The following is a 26,677-nucleotide window of genomic DNA, read 5'->3' on the forward strand; positions in this document are numbered from 1 at the left end:
CGAGGTCCTGCAGAAGTTGCATGACGACGGGGCAGCCCTCTTTGTCGCCAGTAATGGACAAGAGGAGTATATCGACGAGATTTGTGAGTTTTTCGAGCTGAAGTCATTATTTACGGATCTGTATTCAGCCGGTCGCTTTGGCACAAGCTCAAAAAATGACCTTGTCGCCAAGTTACTGCGCGATTATGACGTCAAACAGGCAGTCATGGTTGGCGACCGCCATTCTGATGTGGAGGCGGGGCTTACGAACGGGTTGAAAACCATTGGATGCGACTTTGGTTTTGCCAAGCCAGGCGAACTGGACGGGGCTCATGTCATTATCACCCGCTTCACGGATGTGCTTGACCATATCCAGCATCCGAAGCAATCAACATAAAGCGGGAACCTGCGCCGAATCAAAGAAAACCATTCCTCGGGGGATGGTTTTTTTCTGCGGTTTTAACGACCCCTCATTTTGTCCACACTACAAAGTGTCTGCTCCCTCTTGCATCGAATAAAAAAACTCATTATAATTAAAGTCAAAGATAGTCAAAGTCAATAATCAAGGTGCATAACACTGTTGAACAGGAGGCGACTATGCGTAACATCTCGGACTATATCGAGCAGCATTTGAAAAGAATCTTATCCGAAAGTCCGAACGGCTCTGTCGAGATTCAACGTAGTGAGCTTGCTGACACTTTTCAGTGTGTACCTTCTCAAATTAATTACGTCATCAATACCCGTTTTACGGTAGAAAAGGGATACATCGTCGAAAGCAAGCGCGGCGGAGGGGGCTACATTCGGATTCGGAAAGTACAGATTGTCAGCAAAGCGATGCTGCAGGAGCTGCTGACCGAAGAGCTGATTGGAGACAGTATTACTCAGGGTGTTGGCTATGCGATCATTGACCGGCTGATGGATGAAGGCTTGGTCAGCCAGCGTGAAGCCGCACTCATGAAGATCGCAACTGCCCGCAGTGTACTCATGATGGAACCTGCATTGAGAGACCGTGTCAGGGCAAACATGTTAAAGCAGATGATCGCCACCATTTTATCGCGTTAAAAAGCGCGTAAGTAGGAGGGACGATAGGATGAACTGTGAAGAATGCGGCAAACGACAGGCTACGCTTCATCTAACCAAAATCGTCAATGGTGAAAAGACTGAATATCACATTTGTGAGCAATGCGCCCAGGAAAAAGGAGATGTTTTCCCCGGCTTTCACAATTTTAGCATTCATAATCTCCTGTCTGGCCTGCTTCATTTTGACCCCGCCCAAAAGAAACCACAGGATTCTGCGGCCAACAAGGCACTTCGCTGCGAGACCTGCGGCCTGACCTATGCGCAGTTCAGCAAGAGCGGCCGCTTTGGCTGCAGTGATTGCTACACCTTTTTGGGTGACCGTTTAGACCCGCTGTTTCGCCGGATACATGGGAATACGCAGCATAGCGGCAAGGTACCGGAGCGAACCGGCGGCCAACTGAAGCTGCGAAAAGAGCTGGAGCAGCTGAAGCAAGCCCTCCAACGCCATGTAGCCAGCGAGGAGTTTGAAAAGGCAGCGGAAATTCGCGACCGCATCAAGTCGTTGGAACAAAAGATTGGTCAATTGTAAAAACGGGGGAGGTGAAGAGCATGTCCCAACAGCAATTCATGCAAAATCCTTGGAGCAATTGGATGAAGGGGGAAGGTCCTGATTCAGATATCGTCATCAGCACCAGACTCCGGATCGCCCGAAACCTTCGTCAGCATCCCTTTCCATTGCTCGCCACCGACTCACAAGCGGAAGAGATCGTACGAAAGGTGGCCAGTGCCAGTAAAACGGCCGAGAAAGAGGTAGGGCCGCTCGAGCTGATCCAGATGGAGCAGCTCAATCCATTGGAGAAGCGCGTCCTCGTCGAAAAACATTTGATCAGCCCGCATTTGGCGGAGGAATCTCGTAAAGGCGCTGTTCTTTTAAGTTCTGACGAATCCGTCAGCATCATGGTAAACGAAGAAGACCATATTCGCATACAGGTGTTGCTGCCAGGATTTCAACTTCAGCAAACATGGGAAATAGGAACAAAAATTGACGATGTGTTTGAAAGGCATGTGAACTACGCATTTGATGAAAAGAGAGGGTATCTGACGAGCTGTCCAACCAACGTAGGAACAGGTATCCGCGCCTCGGTCATGCTCCATCTGCCAGCACTGGTGATGACTCAGCAGATCAACCGGATTCTCCAGGCGATCAATCAAGTAGGTCTGGTCGTGCGGGGAATTTACGGCGAAGGAAGCGAAGCGCTTGGAAATTTGTTTCAGCTTTCCAATCAGGTTACACTGGGGATGTCAGAGTCGGATATCTTGTCCAACCTCTACGGGGTAGCCCATCAGATTATTGAACAGGAGCGCGTTGCCCGTCGCTATCTGATCGAGCACTCCCGGATCAATCTGGAGGATCGGATTTTGCGCTCATACGGGATTCTCCAATATGCCCGCACACTGGAATCAAAAGAGGCTGCACAACGGCTTTCCGATGTGCGATTGGGCGTTGATCTCGGCATTGTGAAAAATATTCCATACCTTGCCTTGAATGAATTACTGGTAACGACACAGCCAGGCTTTTTGCAGCACCACGCTGGGCAAAAGCTGTCCCCGGATCAGCGGGATGAGCGCCGGGCGAGGTTGATTCGGGAAAAGCTGACGGCGCAGACTTCATGAGCTGCAGAAGGAAAAGGTACTACAATCAGGGGAAACAACGAATAGAAATATAGAGATGGTTATGGAGGTGCATGACAGATGATGTTTGGACGTTTTACCGAACGCGCACAGAAAGTATTGGCTCTTGCCTTGGAAGAGGCTGTTAGACTGGGACATAAGGATATTGGAACCGAGCATGTGCTTCTGGGACTCATTCGTGAGGGGGAAGGGATCGCTGCCAAAGCGTTGCAATCGTTGGGCCTTGGTCTCGACAAAATCCAAAGTGAAGTGGAATCGCTGATCGGACGCGGGACAGAGCAGGCGGGCGGAAATTATACCCCAAACTACACACCCCGTGCCAAAAAAGTGATTGAGCTTTCCATGGATGAAGCCCGCAAGCTGGGACACACCTACGTGGGAACCGAACATATTTTGCTGGGACTGATCCGCGAGGGTGAAGGGATCGCCGCACGGATCATGAACAATCTGGGTGTCAGCCTGAACAAGGCGCGCCAGCAAGTCCTGCAGCTTCTGGGCAGTTCCGAAATGATGAATTCTCACCAGTCTTCCGGCAGCAACCCGGCAGCAAACACACCGACGCTGGACAGTCTGGCACGCGATCTGACCGCGATTGCACGCGAGGGCGGGCTGGATCCGGTTATCGGACGCCAAAAAGAGATTGAGCGGGTCATCCAGGTATTGAGTCGCCGGACAAAGAACAACCCGGTGCTGATCGGGGAGCCGGGCGTCGGGAAAACAGCGATTGCTGAAGGGTTGGCGCAAAAAATCGTCAACAACGAAATTCCTGAGACGCTTCGCGACAAGCGCGTCATGACCCTGGACATGGGGACAGTTGTGGCGGGAACCAAATACCGCGGTGAATTTGAGGACCGCTTGAAAAAAATCATGGACGAAATCCGTCAGGCGGGAAATATTATTCTATTCATTGACGAGCTGCACACCTTGATCGGAGCAGGGGGAGCAGAAGGGGCTATCGATGCCTCCAACATCCTGAAGCCTGCCCTGGCCCGCGGTGAACTGCAATGCGTCGGTGCTACAACGCTGGACGAATATCGCAAGTATATTGAAAAGGATGCGGCATTGGAGCGTCGTTTCCAACCGATCCAGGTGGATCAGCCAAACGTGGAGGACGCGATTAAGATTTTGCATGGTCTGCGCGACCGTTACGAAGCACATCACCGGGTGAAAATTACAGACGAAGCGATTGAGCAGGCTGTGAAATTGTCCGATCGCTATATTACCGATCGCTTCCTGCCGGATAAAGCGATTGACCTGATTGACGAGGCAGCATCGAAAGTTCGTCTTCAATCCTTTACGGTTCCGCCGAATCTGAAAGAATTGGAAGGCCGTTTGGAAGAGGTGCGCAAGGAAAAAGATGCCGCCGTGCAATCCCAGGAATTTGAGGAAGCAGCTTCTCTTCGCGACAAGGAACAAAAGCTCCGCGAAGAGCTGGAGAAAACCAAAAAAGACTGGAAAGAGCGCCAAGGCCAGTTGAACATGGAGGTAACACCTGAGGATATCGCCCATGTGGTCGCTAACTGGACTGGTATTCCGGTCGTCAAGCTGAAGGAAGAAGAAACCGAGCGACTCCTGAAAATGGAAGAAATCCTGCATGATCGCGTCATCGGCCAGGATGAGGCAGTCAAATCTGTTGCGCGTGCAGTTCGCCGTGCAAGAGCCGGCCTGAAGGACCCGAAACGCCCGATTGGCTCCTTCATTTTCCTCGGACCAACCGGCGTAGGGAAAACCGAACTGGCCCGTGCGGTTGCCGAGACGCTGTTTGGGGATGAGGACGCGATGATTCGTGTCGACATGTCCGAATACATGGAGAAACACTCCACGGCACGTCTGGTCGGGGCGCCTCCGGGATACGTCGGCTTTGACGAAGGCGGCCAACTGACGGAAAAAGTCCGTCGCAAGCCGTACTCGGTCATCCTGCTGGACGAAATTGAGAAAGCACACCCGGATGTCTTTAACATTCTCTTGCAGGTCCTGGATGACGGACGTCTGACGGATTCCAAAGGTCGTACCGTTGATTTCCGCAACACCGTGGTAATCATGACCTCCAACGTCGGGGCCAACCTGATCAAGAAAAATACGACGCTCGGCTTTACAGCGGGCAATGACACCGAGAAAAAATACCAGGATATGAAAGACAAGGTCATGGACGAACTGAAGAAAAGCTTCCGTCCGGAGTTCCTCAACCGGATTGACGAAGTCATTGTCTTCCACTCCCTGGAGCAAGAGCACATCGAGCAAATCGTTTCGCTGATGACCGAGGATCTGCGCAAGCGCCTGAAAGAACAGAACATCGACTTCCAGCTCTCGGAAGATGCGAAAAAAGTGTTGGCCAAGGAAGGCTTTGACCCGGCTTACGGTGCACGTCCGCTCCGCCGCGCCATTCAGCGCAACATCGAGGACAGATTGTCTGAGGAGCTGCTGAAAGGAAATATCAGCAAAGGGGACACTGTTTCCATCGATGCGGAAGAGGGCAAACTCGTGGTCAAGCGCCTGGAAAAAACACCATCGTAATCGCAGAGATGTACGAAAGAAGAATACCTCCAAAAACAGGAGGTATTCTTTTTTGCTTTTCATCATGTATGATAGTCATGTGCAGGTGAATTCCAAAAAGAGGTACCGATGATGTCAAAGTATAAAACGAAATACGCGTGTCAAGAATGTGGCTATGAATCCCCCAAATGGATGGGGAAATGTCCAGGCTGCAATAGCTGGAACACCATGGTGGAAGAGGTTTCGGTCAAAGCAGCTTCCCGCCACGAGAGTCTGCACGGGGGGCAGAAGCAAACAGCCGTCCCACTGACAGAGGTGGCAGGTGAAGAAGAACCCCGCATGGATACGACGATTGGTGAATTGAATCGTGTACTGGGAGGGGGACTGGTTCCAGGCTCGATGGTTCTCGTCGGCGGTGATCCGGGGATTGGAAAATCAACCTTGTTGTTGCAAACGTCCTTTACCCTTGCTCATCAGGGGGCCAAGGTTCTGTATGTATCAGGCGAAGAATCGGCCAAACAAATCAAGCTGCGGGCTGATCGGCTTGGCATGAGCACGCCGCCGATGTATGTATTGTCTGAAAATGATCTGGACTTGATCGAACAGCATATTGCCCAGATCGAGCCGCAGGTCCTGATTATCGATTCCATACAAACGGTCTTTCATCCGGCTGTGCAGTCTGCCGCAGGGAGTGTCGCGCAGGTAAGGGAAACAACCTCTCAGCTGATGCGGATTGCCAAAGGGAAGGGCATTGCGACGTTTATCGTCGGGCATGTGACCAAAGAAGGGTCGATCGCCGGTCCGCGCATGCTCGAGCATATGGTGGACGCCGTGCTTTATTTTGAAGGCGAGAGGCATAATACATTTCGCATTTTGCGTGCCGTCAAAAATCGATTTGGATCGACAAACGAAATCGGCATTTTTGAAATGAAGGAAAAGGGTCTGGAGGAGGTCGGGAATCCCTCGGAAATCTTCCTCGCAGAACGTCCTGTTGGAGTGGCAGGCTCAACAGTTGTAGCCAGCATGGAAGGGACCAGACCGGTTTTGGTAGAGCTGCAGGCCCTGGTGGCGCCGACCAGCTTCGTGACGCCGCGACGGATGGCCACGGGTGTAGATCATCAGCGCGTGGCGATGATCATGGCCGTTTTGGAAAAGCGGGTCGGCCTGATGCTGCAAAACCAGGATGCCTATGTGAACGTGGCAGGCGGTGTCCGCCTAGACGAGCCAGCGGTCGACCTCGCTGTTGCTGTGAGCATCGCCAGCAGTTTTCGTGATCATGCAACCAATCCCCATGATGTCGTGATTGGAGAAGTGGGGTTAACGGGGGAAGTGCGCGGCGTATCCCGCATCGAACAGCGGATACGGGAAGCTCATAAGCTGGGTTTCAAACGTGTGATTATTCCGTCCAAAAACATCCGGGGCCTCGATGTGCCGCCCGATATTGAAGTGATCGGGGTCAGCAATATCTCGGAAGCCTTGCATGAAGTAATAAGGGGGTAGAAGCGGCTGTATGTCTGAGATAAGCAAACGAGAACCTGTTTACAGCGAAGTGCTTCGCCTCGTGGCTCCGGGTACGGCGCTCCGGGAAGGTTTGGAAAACGTTTTGCGGGCCAAAACCGGCGGCCTGATCGTTGTCGGATACGGTCCCGAAATGAAGAATATGGTCGATGGAGGCTTTTCCATTAATTGCGACTTCACTCCTGCACATTTATATGAATTGGCCAAGATGGATGGGGCGATTATAGTTAGTGAGGATGCAAAAAAAGTGCTGTTTGCCAATACGCAATTATTCCCGCCGGCCTCTATCCCCTCCAGTGAAACAGGAACGCGCCATCGCACGGCACAGCGGACAGCGCTGCATACCGGTTATCTGGTCATTGCCATATCCCAGCGCCGCAACGTAATTACGCTGTACCAAGGTTCATTCCGCTATGTGTTGAATGAAATCAGCGTCATTTTGTCAAAGGCAAATCAAGCAATCTCCACACTGGAAAAGTACAAGGCTGTCCTCGACCAGATCCTGACCAATCTCGGGGCCTTGGAGTTCGAAGAGCTGGTGACGCTGCACGAGGTTACTTCTGTTTTGCAGCGGATTGAAATGGTGTTGCGCATAAAATCAGAAATTACCAAGTATATATATGAACTGGGGACAGAGGGCAGGCTTGTCACCATGCAATTGGAGGAGCTGGTTGGCAACATTGAAGAAGAAGCGCACATGCTGATCCGCGACTACAGCAAGAACCCCTCGGTACAGCCGGAACAAGTCCTGAGGGAAATGAAAAAGCTGTCGACCGATGAGATGAGGGAAATGGGTTCCTATTTGCGAATACTCGGTTATTCTGCCAACCCGAACATGTTGGAGGAGTCGGTCTCCCCGCGTGGTTTCCGTATCTTGCGCCGCATACCTCGCTTGCCTATCTCCATCATTTCCAACCTGGTTGAGCATTTTCACTATCTGCCGCGAATTATGATGGCGACGATAGAAGAGCTGGACGAGGTTGACGGGATTGGAGAGGTTCGCGCACGAGCCATTAAAGACGGTTTAAAACGGATTCAAGAACAGGTGTTCATTGACAGGCATATTTGAGGTAGAATAGGATAAGTACATTATTGAGTGTGATCAATGCGAAAGGATTTCTCTATGAGTTTCTGGCGAAAAGAAGCCAGGATACCGTGTCTCCTTTGCGCAAGAAACCAGGAGGTAGTCTATGTTCGTTAAATCGTTACCGAACATGCTAACCGTGAGCAACTTGTTCTTGGGTATTGTCGCCATTATTCTCGCCTTTCAGGGCAACCAATATGTTGAGTACGCTGCGATTACGGTTATTATTGGTATGTTGATGGATGGGTTGGATGGACGAGTAGCTCGCATGCTGAATGCACAGAGCGAATTTGGCAAGGAGCTGGATTCCTTGTCAGACGTGATTACGTTTGGGGTAGCGCCCGCTTTTATCATGTATGTGGTAGCCCTGCAAGACTTGAATCTGATCGGTGTGTTTGTCACAGCAGTATTCCCGATCTGTGGTGCGCTGCGGCTCGCCCGCTTCAATGTTCAGGCGGGAGTGCCCGGTTATTTTATCGGTTTGCCGATTACGGCTGCAGGCGGTGTATTGGCGACGTTGGCCCTGTACCACCAGGTGTTCAATGTGGCATTGCTGGCAGTGAGTATGCTGCTGCTCGCCTTCTTGATGGTATCCAATATCAAGTACCCCAACTTCAAAAAAGTGGGTATCCCCAAAGCCGCTTATTGGATTACTCCGGTCATTGTCGCTATCGTGGTCTTGGTAGCGATCAAATACCCGCAGCAGTTCCCGAAAATTGTCTTCTTGCCGTTGGCGTTTTACGCCCTGTACGGGATAAAAAAAAACGTTGACCTACTGATTAAAAAAATCCGAAAAGAAGAGAAAAAGGAAAAGGAATCTCTTCCTTTCGAGTAATAGCCATAGAAAAAACCCGCTCATAAAAAGCGGGTTTTTTTCTTTCCATACGCAACTTTTTCGGACCTTTGCTCGTAATACCAAATGGGAGCTTATGATAAATTAAATACGCCTAAGGTGTGTAGCCTTTCTGCTTCCTTGCGAATGACGTCTTCCAACTGAATATCCGTAATGTTGCACAGGGCTGTCAGGTAAAAAAGATTTTTACCGAGCTCGGCTGTCAAGACATCGCGACAATGCTCGCACAAAGGGCCGGAGAAATGGGTTTCGAGCAGTGTTTTGTTCTCCTGTAAGCTTTTTTGAGGATCATAGGTCTGTTTTTTGGCAACGACTTCCACACAGCCGCATTCGGTGATGGCCTTTGTGAGTGAACGGTTGATGCGGGCTGCGCTTTCCTGAATCTTGGACATGACGTCCAGTACGCTGCGATGTCTGATCAGCAGCTCCGAAACCTGGGACTGAAAATCGTCCACATTTTGCTTTCCCATATGATTCACCTCTGCTTTAGGCTGTTGATATCTTCAGAATTTTTTCGCAATGCATTACAGTTATTATAAGAAGGGAATCCGGTTGCTGTCAATTTGAAACGGAGGGAAACGGAAGTTCTCCATTGACGGTAAAATACCACTTATGTTAAAATTTTTGGCTATTTGACACTGGAATTTAACTTTTGTTATAGTGAGGGAAAGTGTAGCATGATGAAAAATACGTTGTTTTGGGGAGTAGGGTTTTTCCTGAAAACATCTGTCAATATTAATAACAAGGAGGTGAAAGCATGGTTCGCCGATTAGGGAAAATCTTTTTTATACTGGTCGGAGGGGGATTGGGCTACAAGTTTGGTCCGGATCTGTTCGACCTGTTGAACACGCTTTTAAATTTTGGTGATTTCCAGTATACGCAATATATTGGTGCCGTGTTGGGTGCCGTGCTGTTCTTTTTCTTCGCCAACTGGTTTGTCGATTACAGTTTGAGAATCGTCCGCTGGGGTGAAGATACACTGTTGAAGTTGCCGATTGTCGATGTGATGTTTGGAGCGCTGGGTTTGATTATTGGTCTTATCGTTGCCTTTTTATTATTTCTCCAGCTTAGCAACATCCCGATACCGGTTGTCAGAGACTTGCTGCCACTTATGGTTTCCGCTTTATTGGGATACCTCGGCTTTCAGGTCGGGTTCCGCAAGCGGGATGAGATCATGGCTGTCTTTTCGATTGGCAGACGGGACAAATCAAAGAAGGAAAACAGTGGCGCTCCGTCCAATGTGGAATATAAGATTCTGGACACCAGCGTCATTATTGACGGGCGGATTGCAGACATCTGCCGGACAGAATTTCTCGAAGGCGTGCTGGTGATCCCCGGCTTTGTCCTGGAGGAGCTGCAGCATATCGCCGATTCTTCCGATGTATTGAAAAGAAACCGCGGTCGCCGCGGTCTGGATATCCTGAACAAGATCCAAAAAGAAATGAAGGTCAAGGTTCAGATTTATGAGGGTGACTTCGAAGAAGTTTCGGAAGTGGACAGCAAGCTGATCAAGCTGGCCAAAGTGATGAACGGAAAAGTGGTCACCAATGACTTCAACCTGAACAAGGTTTGCGAGCTTCAGGGTGTGTCTGTCTTGAACATCAACGATCTGGCTAACGCAGTCAAACCGGTTGTCCTGCCAGGGGAGGAATTGACTGTGCAGGTGATCAAAGACGGCAAAGAGCACGGACAGGGAGTCGCTTATCTGGATGACGGCACCATGATTGTCGTGGAAGGCGGACGAGACTACATCGGACACGAGCTGGAGGTCCTCGTCACGAGCGTATTGCAGACATCGGCAGGAAGAATGATCTTCGCCAAGCCAAAATTACTGGAAAAAGCATTGTAGCGGATGTTGGGAAAGGGAAAAAGACATTTTCCTTTTCGAACAACCTGCAACAGATAGACTGGAGAGGGAACAGACGTGGATACGGGAGTCGTCATCGTTGCAGCCGGTTCAGGAAAGCGCATGGGAGCGGAGCGAAACAAACTGTGGCTGCTGCTGGGCGGGGAGCCTATATGGACGCGCACAGTTCGCTTGTTTACCAGCCATCCGGAAATCGGTGAAGTCGTACTGGTGGTTAACAGCCAGGATCATGATGAAATCCTGGCTTGGATTCATCAGGAGCAGCTCAAGGTGACCGTTGTGCTGGGTGGAGCCGAAAGACAGGACAGCGTGAAAAACGGTTTAACCGCACTTTCGTCAGACTGCTCGTACGTATTGGTACACGATGCAGCCCGCCCTTTTGTGACCAGTGAGCAAATCAGCGAGATGATTCGGCAGGTACGGCTCGATGGGGCTTCGATCATGGCCGTTCCCGTCAAAGATACCATGAAAGTGGTAGGGGCTGACGGTATCGTACAGTCGACCCCGGCACGAGAGAGCTTGTGGGCGGTTCAAACCCCACAAGCTTTTCTCGTTTCCTTGCTGAAGGAGGCGCATGAAGCCGCTGCGGAAAAAGGGAAAACGGGTACAGATGATGCGATGCTGGTCGAGTGGCTGGGTCATGCTGTCAGTGTCGTGCGGGGAAGCTATGAGAACATAAAGATAACCACACCGGACGATCTCTGGTTTGGAGAAGAAATATTGCGGAGAAGAAAGGGAGAGCGAGCATGAGGATTGGACAAGGTTTTGACGTACATCAATTAGTCGAAGGACGGCCCTGTATTATTGGAGGAATCACCATTCCCTATGAAAAGGGTCTGCTCGGGCATTCGGATGCAGACGTGCTGCTGCACGCGATTACCGATGCGCTATTGGGTGCGATTGGCGAAGGGGACATTGGCCGGCATTTTCCGGATACTGACCCGGCTTTCAAGGATGCGGACAGCGTCAAACTGATGGAGCATGTATGGGAGCTGGTGAAGCAAAGAGGCTACCGGTTGGGCAATCTCGATGCCACCATTATCGCCCAGGCGCCCAAAATGGCTCCTTATATCCCGCAAATGCGTGAATTGATCGCACGCGTGCTGGAGGTAGAAGATCTGTCTATGGTGAACGTGAAGGCGACTACTTCAGAAAAATTGGGCTTTACCGGTCGGGGAGAGGGAATTGCTGCACAGGCCGCGTGTTTGCTTGTCAAGTGAGGTTGACAGGGTGTAAGATTAACGCGTAGATGAACAAGCATCTGATTAAGCGAGGCAATTTACCCCCTACGAAAGGATGGCGCAATTATGGCTAAGGAAATCCGCACACGGTATGCTCCTAGTCCGACTGGACATTTACATATTGGCGGTGCGCGCACTGCACTTTTCAACTACCTGTTTGCCAAGCATCACGGTGGTTCTTTCATCGTTCGCATCGAGGATACGGACCAAACGCGGAATGTAGAAAATGCCGATGAAGAGCAGATGACCAACCTGAAATGGCTGGGCATCACCTGGGAAGAAGGAACCGATATTGGCGGGGCGTACGGGCCATATCGCCAAATGGAAAGACTCGACATTTATCGGAAGTACATCGACCAGCTGCTTGCCGAGGGCAAGGCCTACTATTGCTATGCGACCAAAGAAGAGCTGGATGCAGAGCGGGAGGAGCAAATCGCCCGTGGTGAAACCCCGCGTATTCTGGAGAAGCATCGTCATGTAACGCCTGAGCAGCGTGAACAGTATGAGCAGGAAGGGCGTATCCCGTCGATTCATTTCAAGGTACCGGATGACCAGCAGCTGGTGGTCAACGATTTGATCCGCGGTCAGGTTACCTTTGACACAAAAGAGATGGGTGACTTCGTCATTTGTCGTCCTGACGGAATCCCGACGTACAACTTCGCTGTTGTCATCGATGATTACCTGATGAAAATCAGCCATGTCTTCCGCGGCGAGGAGCATCTTTCCAATACACCGCGCCAACTGATGATTTACCAGGCCTTTGGCTGGGAACCGCCAGAATTTGGCCATCTCGCGCTGATTTTGAATCAAGAAGGCAAAAAAATGTCCAAGCGGGATGAAAGCATCATCCAGTTTATCGAGCAGTATCGTGAGCTCGGCTTTCTTCCGGACGCCATCGTCAACTTCCTGGTCCTGCTGGGCTGGTCGCCTGGTGGCGAAGAAGAAATTTTCGACCTGGCAGAACTGATCAAACTGTTCTCTGTAGAGCGCATCAGCAAATCGCCGGCGGTTTTTGATTCCACCAAAATGAACTGGATGAACAACTTCTACATCAAGCGCCAGTCGGTTGAGCTTATTACCGAGATGTGTATTCCTCATTTGTTGAAAGCGGGCTTTATTGAAGAGTCCCTGACCGATGAGAAATACAACTGGGTGAAGAGCATCGTAGCTCTGTACCAGGAGCAGATGTCTTACTGTGCGCAGATCGTTCCTCTCGCTGCTCTTTTCTTCCTCGATGAAGTGGTGTACGATGAAGAGGCGAGGGGCGTTCTGAAGGAACCCCAACTTCCAGAGGTTTTGGCATCATTTTCCAAACACCTTGAGGCTGCTGCGGAATATAATACAGATACGATTAAAGCTATCTTAAAAGACGTGCAGAAAGAAACGGGCCATAAAGGCAAGGCGCTCTTCATGCCGATCCGCGTGGCTGCGACCGGTCAGGCGCACGGGCGTGATTTGGCGGAAACCTTGTACCTGCTCGGTCAGCAAACAGTGATCGACCGTGTCAAACGCGTCTTGACCAAAGGCGAGTAAAAATAAATACGGTGCGAGCAGACAAAAGCTGCCGGTTCGCCCGACCCAAAGCAATGACCAGGAGAAGTACAACAGCACCTCGTCCCCAGAGAGGATGGGAAGGTGAGAGCCATCCGACGAGAACTGTCTGGAAATGCACCTGAGAGCGATGAGCTGAACCCGTGGATCTTCGGACCCAGCGGAAGTAGGGAATTCGGTGCCCCGCCGTTACCGGGAATCAAGTGAGATCCTCCGTGTCCATTTGCCCTTTTCAGCCATGTCGATGACAAATGACAAAGGGAAAGGCATACGGTCGGTCTAAGCAGAGTGGAACCGCGGTTCATGCCGTCTCTGCCTCCTTCAAGCGAAGGGGGCGGAGGCGTTTTTATTTTACTTTCGGAACGTTTAATTTTGCCAACGCGTTACATGATGAAAGTAGAAGAAACAGGAAAACTCCGCAGGAGGTGAAGCCCTATGTTTTCACAGATGAGGGAGGACATACAAGCAGTCTTTGAGCGGGACCCGGCTGCCCGCAGCACGTTTGAGGTCGTGCTGACATACTCCGGCTTACACGCAATATGGGGACACCGCATTGCTCACAAGCTTTGGAAAGCGGACTGGTTTACTCTTGCACGTTTTGTCTCGCAGGTTACCCGCTTTTTTACCGGAATCGAAATTCACCCGGGGGCTACCATCGGCAAAGGGCTGTTTATTGACCACGGAATGGGAGTGGTCATCGGCGAAACCTGTGAGATCGGTGACAATGTCACCATCTATCAGGGAGTAACGCTCGGTGGAACCGGCAAAGAAAAAGGAAAGCGGCATCCCACGGTCGGAAACAACGTGATTATCGCGTCCGGGGCCAAGGTGCTTGGATCGTTTAAAATTGGAGATAACTCGAAGATCGGGGCTGGCTCGGTCGTCTTGCAGGAGGTTCCGCCGAACTCTACGGTTGTCGGCATACCGGGCCGTATCCGAATCCAGGATGGCAAAAAAGTGACGCATGATCTGGACCACGTCAACCTGCCGGACCCGGTTGCTGATATGATCCGCGGCATGCAGCAGGAAATTGAGCAATTGAGGAAAGAAGTGGCGATAATGAGGGAGGAAAAGAAGCAGAATGAGCATTCAGTTTACTAACACGCTCACCAGAAAAAAGGAAGCGTTTGTTCCCCTGGAACCGGGAAAGGTAAAAATGTATGTGTGCGGACCGACTGTTTATAACTACATTCACATTGGAAATGCGCGTCCCTCCATCGTGTTTGATACGCTCCGCCGATATCTGACTTATCGCGGTTTTGAAGTCACCTTTGTCCAAAATATTACGGACGTCGATGACAAGCTCATCCGTGTGGCCAACGCGGAAGGCATCTCCGTAAAAGAAGTGGCAGATCGTTATATGGATGCCTTCAACGAAGATTTGCGCAAGCTGAATGTGCTGCCGCCGGATATCCAGCCGCGCGTCATGCAGACGATCCCCGAGATCATTCAATTCATAGAAGGCCTGATTGAAAAAGGATACGCCTACGAGAGCGAGGGAGACGTCTATTTTCGAACCGGCCGTTTCGCCGAGTACGGCAAGCTCTCTCATCAGCCGCTCGACGAGCTGCAGGCAGGCGCTCGCGTAGAAATTAATGAAAAAAAGGAAAATCCGCTTGATTTTGCCCTGTGGAAATCGGCGAAGCCGGGAGAAGTCAGCTGGAGCAGTCCGTGGGGAGAAGGGCGTCCGGGATGGCACATCGAATGCTCGGCGATGGCGCTGAAATTCCTCGGTGACCAAATCGACATTCACGCGGGCGGTACGGATCTGGTCTTCCCGCACCACGAAAATGAAATTGCGCAATCAGAATGCTTTACCGGCAAGGTCTTTGCCCGTTACTGGCTGCACAACGGGATGCTGAACATCAATAATGAAAAAATGTCGAAATCACTCGGAAACTTTTTGCTCGCCAGAGATTTGATCAACCATTACGGCGGTGAGCTGATTCGCTTTTTCATGCTGCAAGGGCATTACCGCAACCCCATCAACTTCAGCGACGATCTGTTGGAGCAGGCAGCGGGCGGCCTGGAGCGGATCAAAACCGCCTATGCCAATTTGCTGCATCGTCTGGAAACAGCACGCCCGGAGGAGCCAAACGGTTTGGCAGAAGAACAGGCGGGCATCGTGCAGAAGCTGCGGGAGCGCTTTATTGCGGAAATGGATGATGACCTGAATACAGCCAATGCCATTACAGTGGTATATGATGCAGCCAAGGAAGCCAACCTGTATATGCGCAACCAAAATGTCGGCGAGCAGCAGCTCGTTCAATACCGGGATCTCCTCGTCGAGCTGACGGGTGTGCTCGGTTTGCAGCTGGAGCAGACAGAAGGTTTGCTGGACAGCGAAATTGAAGCGCTCATCGAAGAACGTACGGAAGCTCGCAAATCCCGGAACTTTGCCCGCGCCGATGAGATTCGGGATCTGTTGAGTAAAAAGGGGATTCTTCTGGAAGATACCCCGCAAGGCGTCCGCTGGCGCAGAAAATAAAGGGGTCAGATTCTATTTATGCAAAAAGAAGAGTTGTCACGAGATCCACATTTATTAAATCCGCTGGTGCTGGCCTTTCTGGGAGACGCTACGTACTCGCACTGTGTCCGCTTCCATTTGATCGCCAAAGGCCTGGTCAAGCCAAACGTGCTTCACAAGACGGCGAATCAATACGTATCGGCCAAAGCGCAAGCAAACATCCTGCTGACGTTGATGCCGACCTTCTCCGAAGAAGAAGCGGCTGTTGTGAGGCGGGGGCGTAATGCCAAATCCGGCTCCAGTGCCAAAAATGCCGATATCATCGACTACAGGCACGCGACTGCTTTTGAGGCGCTGATCGGTTATTTGTACCTGTGCGGCAAGGAAGATCGAATGGCGGAAATCATAGAGCAGGCATTTGCGATTGTGGAAGGAGTATACGGACATGAGTGAAGAGTGGATTGTCGGAAAAAATCCAATCATTGAGGCGCTGCGGTCTGGCCGGACGATGAACAAGATCTGGATTGCAGAAGGAACGAATAAAAATTTGATGGGCCCCATCTATTCCCTCGCCAAAGAACAGGGCGTGATCGTTACCACGGCGAACCGCAAGAAGCTGGATCAGCTGTGCGGCACCGATAATCATCAAGGAGTGATCGCCTCGGTCGCCGCCTACGACTATGTAGAGGTAGAGGATATTCTGCGCCGGGCAGAAGAAAAAAAGGAAACCCCCTTTCTGATTTTGCTGGATGAGCTGGAAGATCCCCACAACCTCGGATCGATCATGCGGACGGCTGATGCAGTAGGGGCGCACGGCATTGTCATTCCCAAAAGGCGCTCGGTCAGTCTGACGGCGACGGTGGCGAAAGCGTCTGCCGGAGCAATCAATTACGTGCCTGTAGCGCGGGTAACCAATCTGGTCCGTACGATGGAGGAATTGAAAGAGAAAGGCGTCTGGATTGCGGGTACAGACGCGAGTGCCAAACAAGACTTCCGCCAGGGTGACTTTTCTATGCCGCTCGCGATCGTGATCGGCAGCGAAGGAAAAGGGATGAGCAGACTGGTTAAAGAGAACTGTGACTTCCTGTATCGCTTGCCGATGGCGGGAAATGTGACGTCTCTGAATGCGTCTGTTGCGGCTGCTCTTTTGATGTACGAAGTTTTCCGTGCGAGGAGTCCATTGCCCGTTCAGGTGAAGTGACATGGCCAAAAGGAAAGCCAAGCAACTTCTGATCGTTGACGGCTACAATATTATCGGGGCATGGCCCGATTTGCGTGCATTAAAAGATCAGGACCGGATGGATGAGGCGCGTGATATGCTGATTTCCAAGCTGGCAGACTACCAGAGCTTTACAGGTATCAAGGTCATTATTGTGTTTGACGCATACAACGTTCCCGGCATCGGCAAACAGCTCAGCGACTACCAGGTGGATATATATTTTACAAAGAAAAAAGAGACGGCCGATGAAAAAATTGAGCTGTTGGTAGCAGAAAATTACGCGAAAAATCGACAGATTTATGTAGCCACCTCCGATTATACTTCCCAGCGTGTCATCTTTGGTCAGGGGGCCCTGCGCAAGTCGGCCAGGGAACTGCTCCACGACATGGAAAGTATCGGCAAGGAGATCAAGCAGCAGGTGGAGAAGATCCGGGAAGAGCGCTTCTCCACACGGATTTCCTTGGATGAGGAAATCGCGAAAATATTCGAAAAATGGCGAAGGGAATAACTTGGATTCGGTTGACGCTTTTTTACGGCGCATGTATAATAGCCCTATCTGTGGAAAACCCGTTGGCGGAGGGATCATTGTGAGTGTTGACCTCAAGGAGTTAAAACATGCCCAATACGAGTTAATGTCCGACGAAGAGGTAGTAGATCTAGTCCGAGACAATGATGCCGAAGCCCTGGAATACTTGATCAACAAGTATAAGAATTTCGTGCGGGCAAAAGCTCGTTCGTATTTTCTGATTGGGGCAGACCGCGAAGATATTGTCCAAGAAGGCATGATTGGACTGTACAAATCGATTCGCGACTTTAGAGGAGACAAGCTCACATCATTCAAAGCCTTCGCTGAACTTTGCATAACTCGTCAGATTATTACAGCCATTAAGACGGCGACAAGACAGAAGCATATTCCGCTCAACTCCTACGTTTCGCTGGACAAGCCCATCTACGATGAGGATTCGGACCGCACCCTGCTCGATGTGATCTGCGGGACCAAGGTAACCGACCCGGAAGAGTTGTTTATCAATCGCGAAGAGTTCGACGACATCGAAGGCAAGATGAGCGAGATTCTCAGCGATTTGGAGCGTCAGGTGCTGATGCTCTATCTGGACGGCCGTTCCTATCAGCAGATTGCGGTAGAACTGAAGAGGCACGTCAAATCGATTGACAACGCCCTGCAGCGGGTGAAGCGAAAACTGGAAAAATATCTGGAAGGCCGAGAGATTCATCTGTGACAAGAGAATCTCTCTTTTTTCTGGAACAAAATAGCTGGGCTTTGTCAAGGCGTTTTGTTGACATGGGTTGACTGGTATGATAAATTTGTTTAGGTAACCATGGCCTCATCTCTCTTTGTCTATGGTTGCTTTGCTAAAATGGTCAGGAAAAAGTAGCGGTTTTCCCGTACTATTTTTCGTCGAGAGACTGATCTCTTGACATAAGTGCAACTAAGGCTCCGCCAAAGGACTTGGCGCAGCCAAGTTTTTTGTTCCTTGTTCTTTTGTATATGCAGGTTTGAAATGAGATGGAGGTGGCAATAAATGCGAGTAAACATCACGTTGGCGTGCACAGAGTGTGGCGAGCGTAACTATATCTCCACGAAAAACAAGCGCACGACTACTGAGCGTGTCGAGTTGAAAAAGTATTGCTCCCGTGACAAGAAGCAAACCCTTCATCGCGAAACGAAGTAATGAATGGAAGCGACGAAGTCTGGGGGTGGCACAATGGGTTTCCTAGCAAGAATCGGAGCCAGTTTTCGCCGAACTGGTGAATTTTTCGGTGATGTGAGATCAGAACTGAAGAAGGTCCGCTGGCCGAACCGGAAAGAGTTGACCACCTACACGGTCGTCGTTCTCATTACGGTTACGCTGCTGGCTATTTTCTTCTTTGTCATTGATCTGGGGATCTCGCGCGTAATTGATTTGATTTTAGGAAAGTAACTTTGCAAGCCTAGGAGGGACGGACGGATAACGTCCTTGTGGATATGGAAAAAGCATGGTATGTGGTTCATACGTACTCGGGTTATGAAAACAAGGTAAAGACAAATCTGGAAAAGCGCGTTGAGTCGATGGGCATGGAAGACAAGATCTTCCGCGTTCTCGTACCCACTGAAGAAGAGGTGGAGACGAAAGACGGCAAGAAGCGCACAGTCACGAAAAAAGTCTTTCCTGGATATGTCCTTGTTGAAATGGTGATGACGGACGACTCTTGGTATGTCGTGCGAAACACCCCTGGGGTTACCGGCTTTGTTGGATCCACGGGCGCGGGTTCAAAACCGACAGCGCTTCGTCCTGAAGAGGCCGATACAATCCTCCGCCAGATGGGGATTGAAATTCCCAAAATCAAAGTGGACTTTGATCTCCGCGACATGGTGCGCGTGACGGATGGTCCGTTCTCCAGCCGTACCGGAGAGATTATCGAGATTCATCCCGACCGACAAAAGGTGCGCGTACTGGTCGATATCTTTGGCCGCGAGACGCCTGTCGAGTTGGACTTTACGCAGATTCAAAAATTGGATTAGGATTCATCTTGAAAACTGCCACGCTATGTGGTAAATTTCTTGTTGTTTCTTATATCCCCAATCATAAGGGGTTTCTTGCACTCTCACTATAGATGGAAAGTCTACATAAGGCTTTCGGCAAAAAGGTGGGAGGGGGCATTCCCCCGTAATAACCACATGTGAAGTAAGGAGGTGTCTTACGTGGCTAAGAAGGTTATCCGCGTAATTAAATTACAAATCCCGGCAGGTAAAGCAAATCCTGCACCTCCAGTAGGTCCGGCCCTCGGTCAAGCTGGTGTAAACATCATGGGATTCTGTAAAGAATTCAACGCTCGCACAGAGAGCGAAGTGGGAATGATCATTCCGGTAGAAATCACCGTTTTTGAAGACCGTTCCTTTACGTTCATCACGAAAACTCCACCGGCTGCTGTTCTGTTGAAAAAAGCTGCTGGTATCGAGTCTGGTTCCGGCGTGCCGAACAAGACGAAGGTAGCTACCCTGAAGCGCGACAAAGTGCGCGAAATCGCTGAACTGAAGCGTCCTGACCTGAATGCAGCATCCGTGGAAGCGGCTATGCTCATGATCGAAGGTACTGCTCGTTCGATGGGTATCGTGATTGAAGACTAATTGTCTTTGTTGTAAGGAGGGGTACACGAGATGTGCCCCTTGTTTGTGGGAGGATGAAACCGCTACGACCACATTGAAGGGAGATTTCAAAACATGGCAAAACGTGGCAAGAAGTACCAAGAGGCTGCGAAGCTGATTGACAAGAACAAAGTATACGAAGTTGCAGAAGGCATTGAGCTGGTAAAGAAAGCAGCTTCTGCAAAATTTGATGAATCCGTGGAAGCAGCTTTCCGTTTGGGCGTAGACCCGAAGCGTGCTGACCAACAAATCCGCGGTGCAGTAGTTCTGCCGCATGGTACTGGTAAAGTACAACGCGTTCTCGTTTTCGCAAAAGGCGAAAAAGCGAAAGAAGCAGAAGCTGCTGGTGCTGATTATGTAGGCGATGCAGATATGATCGCTAAAATTCAAGGCGGCTGGTTCGACTTTGACGTAGTCGTAGCTACCCCTGACATGATGGGTGAAGTAGGGAAACTGGGTCGCGTACTCGGTCCGAAAGGCCTCATGCCAAACCCGAAAACCGGTACCGTTACATTTGATGTAACCAAAGCGGTTAACGAAATCAAAGCGGGTAAAATTGAGTACCGCGTTGACAAAGCAGGTAACATCCACGCGCCAATCGGAAAGGTTTCCTTTGATGCCGAAAAGCTGGCTGAAAACCTCGCAACGTTGACTGATGCACTGAACCGTGCGAAACCGGCTGCAGCGAAAGGCGTTTACATGAAAAATGTATCCATCAGCTCCACTATGGGACCTGGTGTGCGCGTAGCTGTAAAATAATGATAGTTGACTTCCTGTGTGGAAGTTGATAAGATAGTTGCTGTTGATGAAAAGAATATGCCATGCCGTAGACAGAAGGTGCAGCGCTGTAAGGCCCTGCTTAATATCCCTCCGAGGCGTGTAATGAAACGGATAGAGGATCTGTTTAAGATCTTTGACCATACACATTATGCCCTCGTATGAATCTGCGAGGGCATTCTCTTTTTTCAGGAAAGAGCACGGGAGGTGTAACCATTGGCAGAAATTCGTCCAACCGTTATTCGTGAAGAGAAAGTACAAGCGGTGAATGAAATCGCTACGAAACTGCGTACTAGCCAGACTACTGTAGTAGCTGACTACCGCGGCCTGAACGTAGCGCAAGTAACCGAACTGCGTAAACAACTGCGCGAAGCAGGAATTGAATTCGTAGTTTTGAAAAACACACTGACTCGACTCGCAACAGCGAAGGAGAACCTGACTGAGCTGGATCAGTATCTGACTGGCCCGAACGCGATCGCGTTCTCCGCTGACGATGTAATCGCTCCGGCGAAAATCATCGCTGAATTTGCGAAGAAAAACGATAAGCTGGAAATCAAAGGTGGCGTAATCGAAGGAAAAGTAGTGGGCGCTGATGAAATCAAAGCGCTGGCAGCACTGCCTTCCCGCGAAGGTCTCCTGTCCATGCTTCTCAGTGTACTGCAAGCTCCAGTTCGCAACTTCGCACTGGCAGTCAAAGCAGTTTCCGAGCAAAAAGAAGGTCAAGGCGCGTAAGTTGCTGAAAGGCGACCAAGCCCAAAGCGTTATCTGATCGATTGATCACAAACACTTTTCCATGAATGGGAGGACTATAAGATGAGCAAAGAGCAAATCTTGGAAGCAATTAAAGGTATGTCCGTTCTCGAACTGAACGACCTGGTGAAAGCAATTGAAGAAGAATTCGGCGTAACTGCAGCAGCTCCTGTAGCTGTAGTTGCTGGTGGCGCTGCTGAAGCTGCTGCTGAGCAAACTGAATTCACTGTAACTCTGGTAAGCGGCGGCGCTTCCAAAATCAACGTAATCAAAGTTGTTCGCGAACTGACTGGTCTGGGTCTGAAAGAAGCAAAAGACCTGGTAGACAACGCTCCAAAAGCTCTGAAAGAGGGCGTTTCCAAAGACGAAGCAGAAGCTTTGAAAGCAAAACTCGAAGAAGCTGGCGCAACTGTAGAAGTAAAGTAAGTTAGCTTCCCAAAGCGGATACATCCCCTTGCCTGAGGCAGGGGGATTTTCTGTACAGAAACGTCCAAGCATTTATTCCTACCGATCGAGGAAAGGTGGGCCATACGTGGCAGATCACTACTACACGAGCCGCCCAGGTGCGGAACATGATGAACAGGAATTTACCTTTACACTACGCGGGTATGACCTTCGCTTTATCACAGATGCCGGCGTCTTTTCCCGTGACCGGGTTGATTTTGGCAGCCAACTGTTGATTGAGACGATGGAGCTGGATGCTGCCGCCGACGTATTGGATGTGGGGTGCGGCTATGGTCCAATGGGATTGACCGCAGCCAAACTGGCGAAAGACGGGCATGTGACCATGATTGATGTCAATGAACGCGCAGTTGAACTGGCAAAGCGAAATGCCCGGGTAAACGGCATTTCCAACGTCGAGATCCTGGTGAGCGATGTCTACAGTGCAGTCCAGGGCCGCGTATTCGATGTGATATTGACCAATCCACCGATTCGTGCAGGCAAAGAGATTGTTCACCGCATTTTTACGGAAGGCTATGAGCTTCTGCGTGAAGGTGGGGAGATGTGGGTAGTGATACAGAAAAAGCAGGGAGCGCCATCTGCTCTGCGAAAGCTGCAAGAGGTCTATCAGGAAGTCGAAGAGGTGGACAAAAAGAAGGGCTACTACATCTACCGCGCCAAAAAGTCTTAACGACTCCAAGGAAACGAATTGATTTCCATGAAAAAAAGCGCTTGACGTGCATATTTCAATGTGGTAGAATTATAAAATGTCAATATGGGATCAATGTCTATTTTTCAGCAGTTCCCAGTGTCCAAACTGATTTTCTTCTTTTTTATACATGGGAGGAATGACAGTGTAAAAACATGGGAATTCTTATAAAATAGATTTCCTCTGGGTTAAAAATGGTGATACTGCTTTAACCCATTTTTATTTTTGCGCACGAAGGTATTCGTTAGCTGAGAAAGCTTACCGGATGCCCAGTTTTTTATGTGTGAAAACACAACCTGAGGGGTGAATAAGTTGGCAGGTAAAGTAGTTCAAAGTGGCCGACACCGCCAGCGTCGTACGTATTCGCGTATTAACGAAGTGCTGGGCCTTCCAAATCTGATCGAGATTCAGCAAAAGTCTTATCAGTGGTTCCTGGACGAAGGTTTGAGAGAGATGTTTCAAGACATTTCTCCCATTCAGGACTTCACTGGTAATCTCGTGCTGGAATTTATCGATTACAGCTTGGGTGAGCCCAAGTATGACGTGGACGAGTCGAAAGAACGTGACGTCACCTATGCAGCGCCTCTGCGCGTGAAGGTCCGTTTGCTTAACAAAGAGACGGGCGAAGTGAAGGAACAAGAAGTCTTCATGGGCGATTTTCCGCTCATGACCGAAACGGGAACCTTCATTATTAATGGGGCTGAGCGTGTCATTGTCAGCCAGCTTGTTCGTTCCCCCAGTGTCTATTACAACACCAAAGTGGACAAAAACGGGAAGCAGACCTTTACAGCTACCGTTATTCCAAACCGTGGTGCATGGCTGGAGCTGGAAACGGATGCGAAGGACGTCATTTACGTCCGTATTGACCGTACCCGTAAAATCCCGGTAACGGTTCTTTTGCGCGCACTTGGCTTTGGTTCCGACATCGAGATTCTGAACCTGCTGGGTGAGGACGAGTATATCAAAAATACGCTGGAAAAAGACAATACCGATTCTACGGAAAAGGCGCTTATCGAAATCTACGAGCGTCTGCGTCCGGGTGAGCCGCCGACAGTGGAGAACGCGAAGAGTCTCTTGATTTCTCGTTTCTTCGATCCGAAGCGGTACGATCTGGCTTCTGTAGGGCGTTATAAAATGAACAAGAAGCTTCACCTGAAAAATCGTCTTTACAATCAACGATTGGCTGAGTCGTTGGTAGACCCGAGTACAGGTGAAATCATTGCAGATGCCGGTCAAATGATTGACCGTCGTATCCTGGACCGCATTCTTCCTTTGCTGGAAGATCGCGTTGCATACCTGGATGTCCGCACGCATGGCGGCGTTCTGGAAGAGGAATCGATCCGTCTGCAATCCATCAACATTTTCTCTCCGCTTGACGACGGCAAAGTCATCAAGGTCATCGGAAACGGAAATGTAGACAAATCCTTCAAACATATTACGCCGGCTGACATCGTCGCGGCGATCAACTATTTCATGAACCTGCTCCATGGCGTTGGTTCCACGGATGATATCGACCACCTGGGCAACCGCCGCCTGCGTTCTGTCGGAGAGCTCTTGCAGAACCAGTTCCGCATCGGTCTGTCCCGTATGGAGCGCGTGGTTCGCGAGCGCATGTCGATTCAGGACCAAAACCAGATCACGCCGCAAGCGCTGATCAACATCCGTCCGGTAATCGCAGCGATCAAGGAGTTCTTCGGAAGCTCCCAGCTGTCCCAGTTCATGGATCAGACCAACCCGCTTGCTGAGCTGACGCACAAACGTCGTCTCTCCGCACTCGGTCCCGGCGGTTTGACTCGTGAGCGTGCTGGCTTTGAAGTGCGTGACGTTCACCACTCTCACTATGGCCGCATGTGTCCGATTGAGACGCCCGAGGGTCCGAACATCGGGCTGATCAACTCCCTGTCTTCCTTTGCGAGAATCAATGATTATGGTTTCATTGAGACTCCTCGACGGAAGATTGACCCGGAGACGGGCTTCGTACTGGACGAAATCGTCTACCTGACAGCGGACGAGGAAGATGTGTTCAACGTCGCTCAGGCAAACCAGCCTCTCGACGATAATGGACGTTTCCACAACGATATGGTTATTTGCCGACGCAAAGGCGATATCCTGAGTGTTCCTCGCGACAAGGTCGATTATATGGACGTATCTCCAAAGCAAGTTGTTTCAGTAGCGACCGCGTTGATTCCGTTCCTGGAGAACGACGACGCCAACCGCGCACTGATGGGTTCCAACATGCAGCGGCAGGCCGTTCCGCTACTGATTCCGCAAGCGCCGTTTGTCGGTACCGGTATGGAGCATAAAGCAGCGCAAGACTCCGGTGTGGCCATCGTAGCCAAACACCCGGGTCAGGTAGAGCGTGTAACTGCACGTGAAATCTGGGTGCGCCGCTATAAAGAGATCGACGGCAAAAAAGTAGCCGGCGATATCGACAAATATAAAATGCACAAATTTATCCGTTCGAACCAGGGCACCTGCGTCAACCAGCGTCCGATCGTTCAAAAAGGCGACTGGGTAGAGAAGGGTGACATCATCGGTGACGGTCCGTCCACGGAAAAGGGCGAACTGGCACTCGGCCGCAACGTCATTGTTGCGTTTATGACCTGGGAAGGGTACAACTACGAGGATGCCATCCTGCTCAGTGAAAAACTGGTGAAGGATGACGTGTACACCTCGATTCATATCGAAGAATACGAGTCCGAAGCCCGCGATACCAAGCTGGGGCCGGAAGAGATTACCCGCGACATTCCAAACGTCGGGGAAGAGGCGCTGAAGAATCTCGACGAGCGCGGTATTGTTCGCGTCGGGGCAGAGATTCAAGATGGCGATATTCTCGTGGGTAAGGTAACACCAAAAGGGGTTACCGAGCTGACGGCGGAAGAGCGCTTGCTCCATGCCATCTTCGGTGAAAAAGCTCGTGAAGTCCGCGATACATCCCTCCGTGTGCCGCATGGTGGTTCTGGTATCGTTGTCGACGTGAAAGTATTCACTCGTGAAAACGGTGATGAATTGCCGCCAGGCGTGAACCAGCTCGTTCGTGTCTACATCGCTCAAAAACGGAAAATCTCCGTGGGTGACAAAATGGCCGGCCGACATGGTAACAAAGGGGTTATTGCCCGGATCATGCCTGAGGAAGATATGCCGTTCCTGCCGGATGGCTCTCCTGTCGAAATCGTGCTCAATCCGCTGGGCGTTCCGTCCCGGATGAACATCGGACAGGTGCTGGAGACGCATCTGGGTATGGCTGCGAAAATGCTCGGTATCCATGTAGCGACGCCGGTATTTGATGGAGCACGCCAGGAGGATGTGTTCGAGACGCTCGAAGAAGCTGGTCTCGACCGCGACGGAAAAACCATTCTGTACGATGGCCGCACAGGTGAACCGTTTGACCGCCGTGTAACGGTGGGCTGCGTGTACATGCTGAAGCTGGCTCACTTGGTAGACGACAAGATCCACGCCCGTTCTACTGGTCCGTACTCGCTCGTTACGCAGCAGCCGCTGGGTGGGAAAGCCCAATTCGGTGGTCAGCGTTTCGGGGAGATGGAGGTTTGGGCGCTGGAAGCATACGGTGCCGCCTACACCCTGCAAGAGATTCTTACTGTCAAGTCGGACGACGTCGTTGGTCGTGTGAAGACCTACGAAGCGATCGTCAAAGGGGAAAACGTGCCGGAGCCAGGTGTTCCTGAGTCCTTCAAGGTTCTCATCAAGGAACTGCAAAGCTTGGGTATGGACGTGAAAATCCTGTCCGAAGACGAGCAGGAAATTGAAATGCGTGAAATGGAAGAAGAGGACGAGGGCAACGGCGAAAAGCTGAACCTCGTACTTGAAGGCGGAAGCTTGGACGACGAGTAAGATTCCGGTACAAAGGGAG

Annotated in this window: 28 protein-coding genes and 1 other annotated feature (1 of these 29 running past the window's edge); of the genes, 27 read left to right on the forward strand and 1 reads right to left on the reverse strand. The window is 50.6% G+C overall.

The window, feature by feature from the left end; translation table 11 throughout:
- The 8 genes from NDK47_RS01285 to pssA all read left to right on the forward strand — a co-directional run.
- Nucleotides 1-376, forward strand: partial view of an HAD-IA family hydrolase gene (locus NDK47_RS01285; protein WP_251873097.1) — the 3' portion only. The gene continues 299 nt to the left of window position 1, outside the view; the window shows 376 of its 675 coding nt (coding positions 300-675); its start codon lies beyond the left edge, outside the window; it ends in the stop codon at nucleotides 374-376.
- Between the two features lie 200 nt (nucleotides 377-576).
- A complete protein-coding gene (locus NDK47_RS01290; protein ID WP_251873098.1) occupies nucleotides 577-1,041 on the forward strand; it encodes a CtsR family transcriptional regulator in 465 nt (154 codons plus the stop codon).
- 28 nt (nucleotides 1,042-1,069) lie between these two features.
- Nucleotides 1,070-1,588 carry a protein-arginine kinase activator protein McsA gene (locus NDK47_RS01295; protein ID WP_251873099.1) on the forward strand — a complete coding sequence of 173 codons (519 nt, stop codon included), beginning with the start codon at nucleotides 1,070-1,072 and terminating at the stop codon, nucleotides 1,586-1,588.
- Nucleotides 1,589-1,608: 20 nt separating this feature from the next.
- On the forward strand, nucleotides 1,609-2,673 hold the full coding sequence (locus NDK47_RS01300) for a protein-arginine kinase McsB (RefSeq protein ID WP_251873100.1): 1,065 nt from the start codon (nucleotides 1,609-1,611) through the stop codon (nucleotides 2,671-2,673).
- Nucleotides 2,674-2,751: 78 nt separating this feature from the next.
- Complete coding sequence (locus NDK47_RS01305) at nucleotides 2,752-5,205, forward strand: ATP-dependent Clp protease ATP-binding subunit (RefSeq protein WP_251873101.1); 2,454 nt, start codon at nucleotides 2,752-2,754, stop codon at nucleotides 5,203-5,205.
- Between the two features lie 111 nt (nucleotides 5,206-5,316).
- Nucleotides 5,317-6,684, forward strand: a complete 1,368-nt coding sequence (gene radA, locus NDK47_RS01310) for a DNA repair protein RadA (RefSeq protein WP_251873102.1) — start codon at nucleotides 5,317-5,319, stop codon at nucleotides 6,682-6,684.
- Between the two features lie 10 nt (nucleotides 6,685-6,694).
- The gene (gene disA / locus NDK47_RS01315) at nucleotides 6,695-7,771 is read left to right on the forward strand and encodes a DNA integrity scanning diadenylate cyclase DisA (protein ID WP_251873103.1); all 1,077 of its coding nucleotides are present in this window, start codon (nucleotides 6,695-6,697) and stop codon (nucleotides 7,769-7,771) included.
- A 121-nt stretch (nucleotides 7,772-7,892) separates the two neighbouring features.
- A complete protein-coding gene (pssA, locus tag NDK47_RS01320) occupies nucleotides 7,893-8,621 on the forward strand; it encodes a CDP-diacylglycerol--serine O-phosphatidyltransferase (RefSeq protein WP_251873104.1) in 729 nt (242 codons plus the stop codon).
- 92 nt (nucleotides 8,622-8,713) lie between these two features.
- Here the strand turns inward: pssA and NDK47_RS01325 are convergent, their stop codons facing one another.
- A complete protein-coding gene (locus NDK47_RS01325) occupies nucleotides 8,714-9,109 on the reverse strand; it encodes a nucleoside triphosphate pyrophosphohydrolase family protein (protein ID WP_251873105.1) in 396 nt (131 codons plus the stop codon).
- Nucleotides 9,110-9,396: 287 nt separating this feature from the next.
- On the opposite strand from NDK47_RS01325, the gene NDK47_RS01330 reads away from it, so the two are divergent.
- From NDK47_RS01330 to rpoB, 19 genes are all read left to right on the forward strand, one after another.
- The gene (locus tag NDK47_RS01330) at nucleotides 9,397-10,488 is read left to right on the forward strand and encodes a PIN/TRAM domain-containing protein (protein ID WP_251873106.1); all 1,092 of its coding nucleotides are present in this window, start codon (nucleotides 9,397-9,399) and stop codon (nucleotides 10,486-10,488) included.
- A 75-nt stretch (nucleotides 10,489-10,563) separates the two neighbouring features.
- A complete protein-coding gene (gene ispD / locus NDK47_RS01335) occupies nucleotides 10,564-11,256 on the forward strand; it encodes a 2-C-methyl-D-erythritol 4-phosphate cytidylyltransferase (protein WP_251873107.1) in 693 nt (230 codons plus the stop codon).
- A complete protein-coding gene (gene ispF / locus NDK47_RS01340; protein WP_251873108.1) occupies nucleotides 11,253-11,726 on the forward strand; it encodes a 2-C-methyl-D-erythritol 2,4-cyclodiphosphate synthase in 474 nt (157 codons plus the stop codon). Before ispD ends, ispF begins: the two co-directional genes overlap by 4 nt.
- An 87-nt stretch (nucleotides 11,727-11,813) precedes the next feature.
- Nucleotides 11,814-13,280 carry a glutamate--tRNA ligase gene (gene gltX / locus NDK47_RS01345; RefSeq protein WP_251873109.1) on the forward strand — a complete coding sequence of 489 codons (1,467 nt, stop codon included), beginning with the start codon at nucleotides 11,814-11,816 and terminating at the stop codon, nucleotides 13,278-13,280.
- Between the two features lie 453 nt (nucleotides 13,281-13,733).
- On the forward strand, nucleotides 13,734-14,399 hold the full coding sequence (cysE, locus tag NDK47_RS01350; RefSeq protein WP_251873110.1) for a serine O-acetyltransferase: 666 nt from the start codon (nucleotides 13,734-13,736) through the stop codon (nucleotides 14,397-14,399).
- Nucleotides 14,380-15,786: a cysteine--tRNA ligase gene (gene cysS, locus NDK47_RS01355; protein ID WP_251873111.1), complete on the forward strand. Its 1,407-nt coding sequence runs from the start codon at nucleotides 14,380-14,382 to the stop codon at nucleotides 15,784-15,786. Before cysE ends, cysS begins: the two co-directional genes overlap by 20 nt.
- 18 nt (nucleotides 15,787-15,804) lie before the next feature.
- Complete coding sequence (locus NDK47_RS01360; protein WP_251873112.1) at nucleotides 15,805-16,218, forward strand: Mini-ribonuclease 3; 414 nt, start codon at nucleotides 15,805-15,807, stop codon at nucleotides 16,216-16,218.
- Nucleotides 16,211-16,966: a 23S rRNA (guanosine(2251)-2'-O)-methyltransferase RlmB gene (gene rlmB, locus NDK47_RS01365; protein WP_251873113.1), complete on the forward strand. Its 756-nt coding sequence runs from the start codon at nucleotides 16,211-16,213 to the stop codon at nucleotides 16,964-16,966. Before NDK47_RS01360 ends, rlmB begins: the two co-directional genes overlap by 8 nt.
- A 1-nt stretch (nucleotide 16,967) precedes the next feature.
- Nucleotides 16,968-17,492 (forward strand): NYN domain-containing protein, encoded by a 525-nt coding sequence (locus tag NDK47_RS01370; protein ID WP_251873114.1) that lies wholly within the window; start codon nucleotides 16,968-16,970, stop codon nucleotides 17,490-17,492.
- Nucleotides 17,493-17,571: 79 nt separating this feature from the next.
- Nucleotides 17,572-18,222 carry an RNA polymerase sporulation sigma factor SigH gene (sigH, locus tag NDK47_RS01375; protein WP_003392020.1) on the forward strand — a complete coding sequence of 217 codons (651 nt, stop codon included), beginning with the start codon at nucleotides 17,572-17,574 and terminating at the stop codon, nucleotides 18,220-18,222.
- A gap of 303 nt (nucleotides 18,223-18,525) precedes the next feature.
- A complete protein-coding gene (gene rpmG / locus NDK47_RS01380) occupies nucleotides 18,526-18,675 on the forward strand; it encodes a 50S ribosomal protein L33 (protein ID WP_003392018.1) in 150 nt (49 codons plus the stop codon).
- Between the two features lie 33 nt (nucleotides 18,676-18,708).
- Nucleotides 18,709-18,924 carry a preprotein translocase subunit SecE gene (gene secE / locus NDK47_RS01385; RefSeq protein ID WP_251873115.1) on the forward strand — a complete coding sequence of 72 codons (216 nt, stop codon included), beginning with the start codon at nucleotides 18,709-18,711 and terminating at the stop codon, nucleotides 18,922-18,924.
- A 44-nt stretch (nucleotides 18,925-18,968) separates the two neighbouring features.
- Nucleotides 18,969-19,505 (forward strand): transcription termination/antitermination protein NusG, encoded by a 537-nt coding sequence (gene nusG / locus NDK47_RS01390; RefSeq protein ID WP_198829944.1) that lies wholly within the window; start codon nucleotides 18,969-18,971, stop codon nucleotides 19,503-19,505.
- Between the two features lie 180 nt (nucleotides 19,506-19,685).
- Nucleotides 19,686-20,111, forward strand: coding sequence for a 50S ribosomal protein L11 (gene rplK / locus NDK47_RS01395; protein WP_251873116.1), 426 nt, complete (start codon nucleotides 19,686-19,688; stop codon nucleotides 20,109-20,111).
- Between the two features lie 93 nt (nucleotides 20,112-20,204).
- Nucleotides 20,205-20,888, forward strand: coding sequence for a 50S ribosomal protein L1 (rplA, locus tag NDK47_RS01400; protein WP_251873117.1), 684 nt, complete (start codon nucleotides 20,205-20,207; stop codon nucleotides 20,886-20,888).
- Between the two features lie 47 nt (nucleotides 20,889-20,935).
- Nucleotides 20,936-21,099 (forward strand) — a sequence feature (ribosomal protein L10 leader region).
- Nucleotides 21,100-21,122: 23 nt separating this feature from the next.
- Nucleotides 21,123-21,638, forward strand: a complete 516-nt coding sequence (rplJ, locus tag NDK47_RS01405; protein ID WP_251873118.1) for a 50S ribosomal protein L10 — start codon at nucleotides 21,123-21,125, stop codon at nucleotides 21,636-21,638.
- A gap of 81 nt (nucleotides 21,639-21,719) precedes the next feature.
- Nucleotides 21,720-22,082: a 50S ribosomal protein L7/L12 gene (rplL, locus tag NDK47_RS01410; protein WP_198828236.1), complete on the forward strand. Its 363-nt coding sequence runs from the start codon at nucleotides 21,720-21,722 to the stop codon at nucleotides 22,080-22,082.
- Between the two features lie 106 nt (nucleotides 22,083-22,188).
- Nucleotides 22,189-22,788 carry a class I SAM-dependent methyltransferase gene (locus tag NDK47_RS01415; RefSeq protein WP_251873119.1) on the forward strand — a complete coding sequence of 200 codons (600 nt, stop codon included), beginning with the start codon at nucleotides 22,189-22,191 and terminating at the stop codon, nucleotides 22,786-22,788.
- A 330-nt stretch (nucleotides 22,789-23,118) separates the two neighbouring features.
- Nucleotides 23,119-26,658 carry a DNA-directed RNA polymerase subunit beta gene (gene rpoB, locus NDK47_RS01420; RefSeq protein WP_251873120.1) on the forward strand — a complete coding sequence of 1,180 codons (3,540 nt, stop codon included), beginning with the start codon at nucleotides 23,119-23,121 and terminating at the stop codon, nucleotides 26,656-26,658.
- Nucleotides 26,659-26,677 lie beyond the last annotated feature (19 nt).

The sequence above is a fragment of the Brevibacillus ruminantium genome, assembly GCF_023746555.1.
Lineage (GTDB): Bacteria > Bacillota > Bacilli > Brevibacillales > Brevibacillaceae > Brevibacillus > Brevibacillus ruminantium.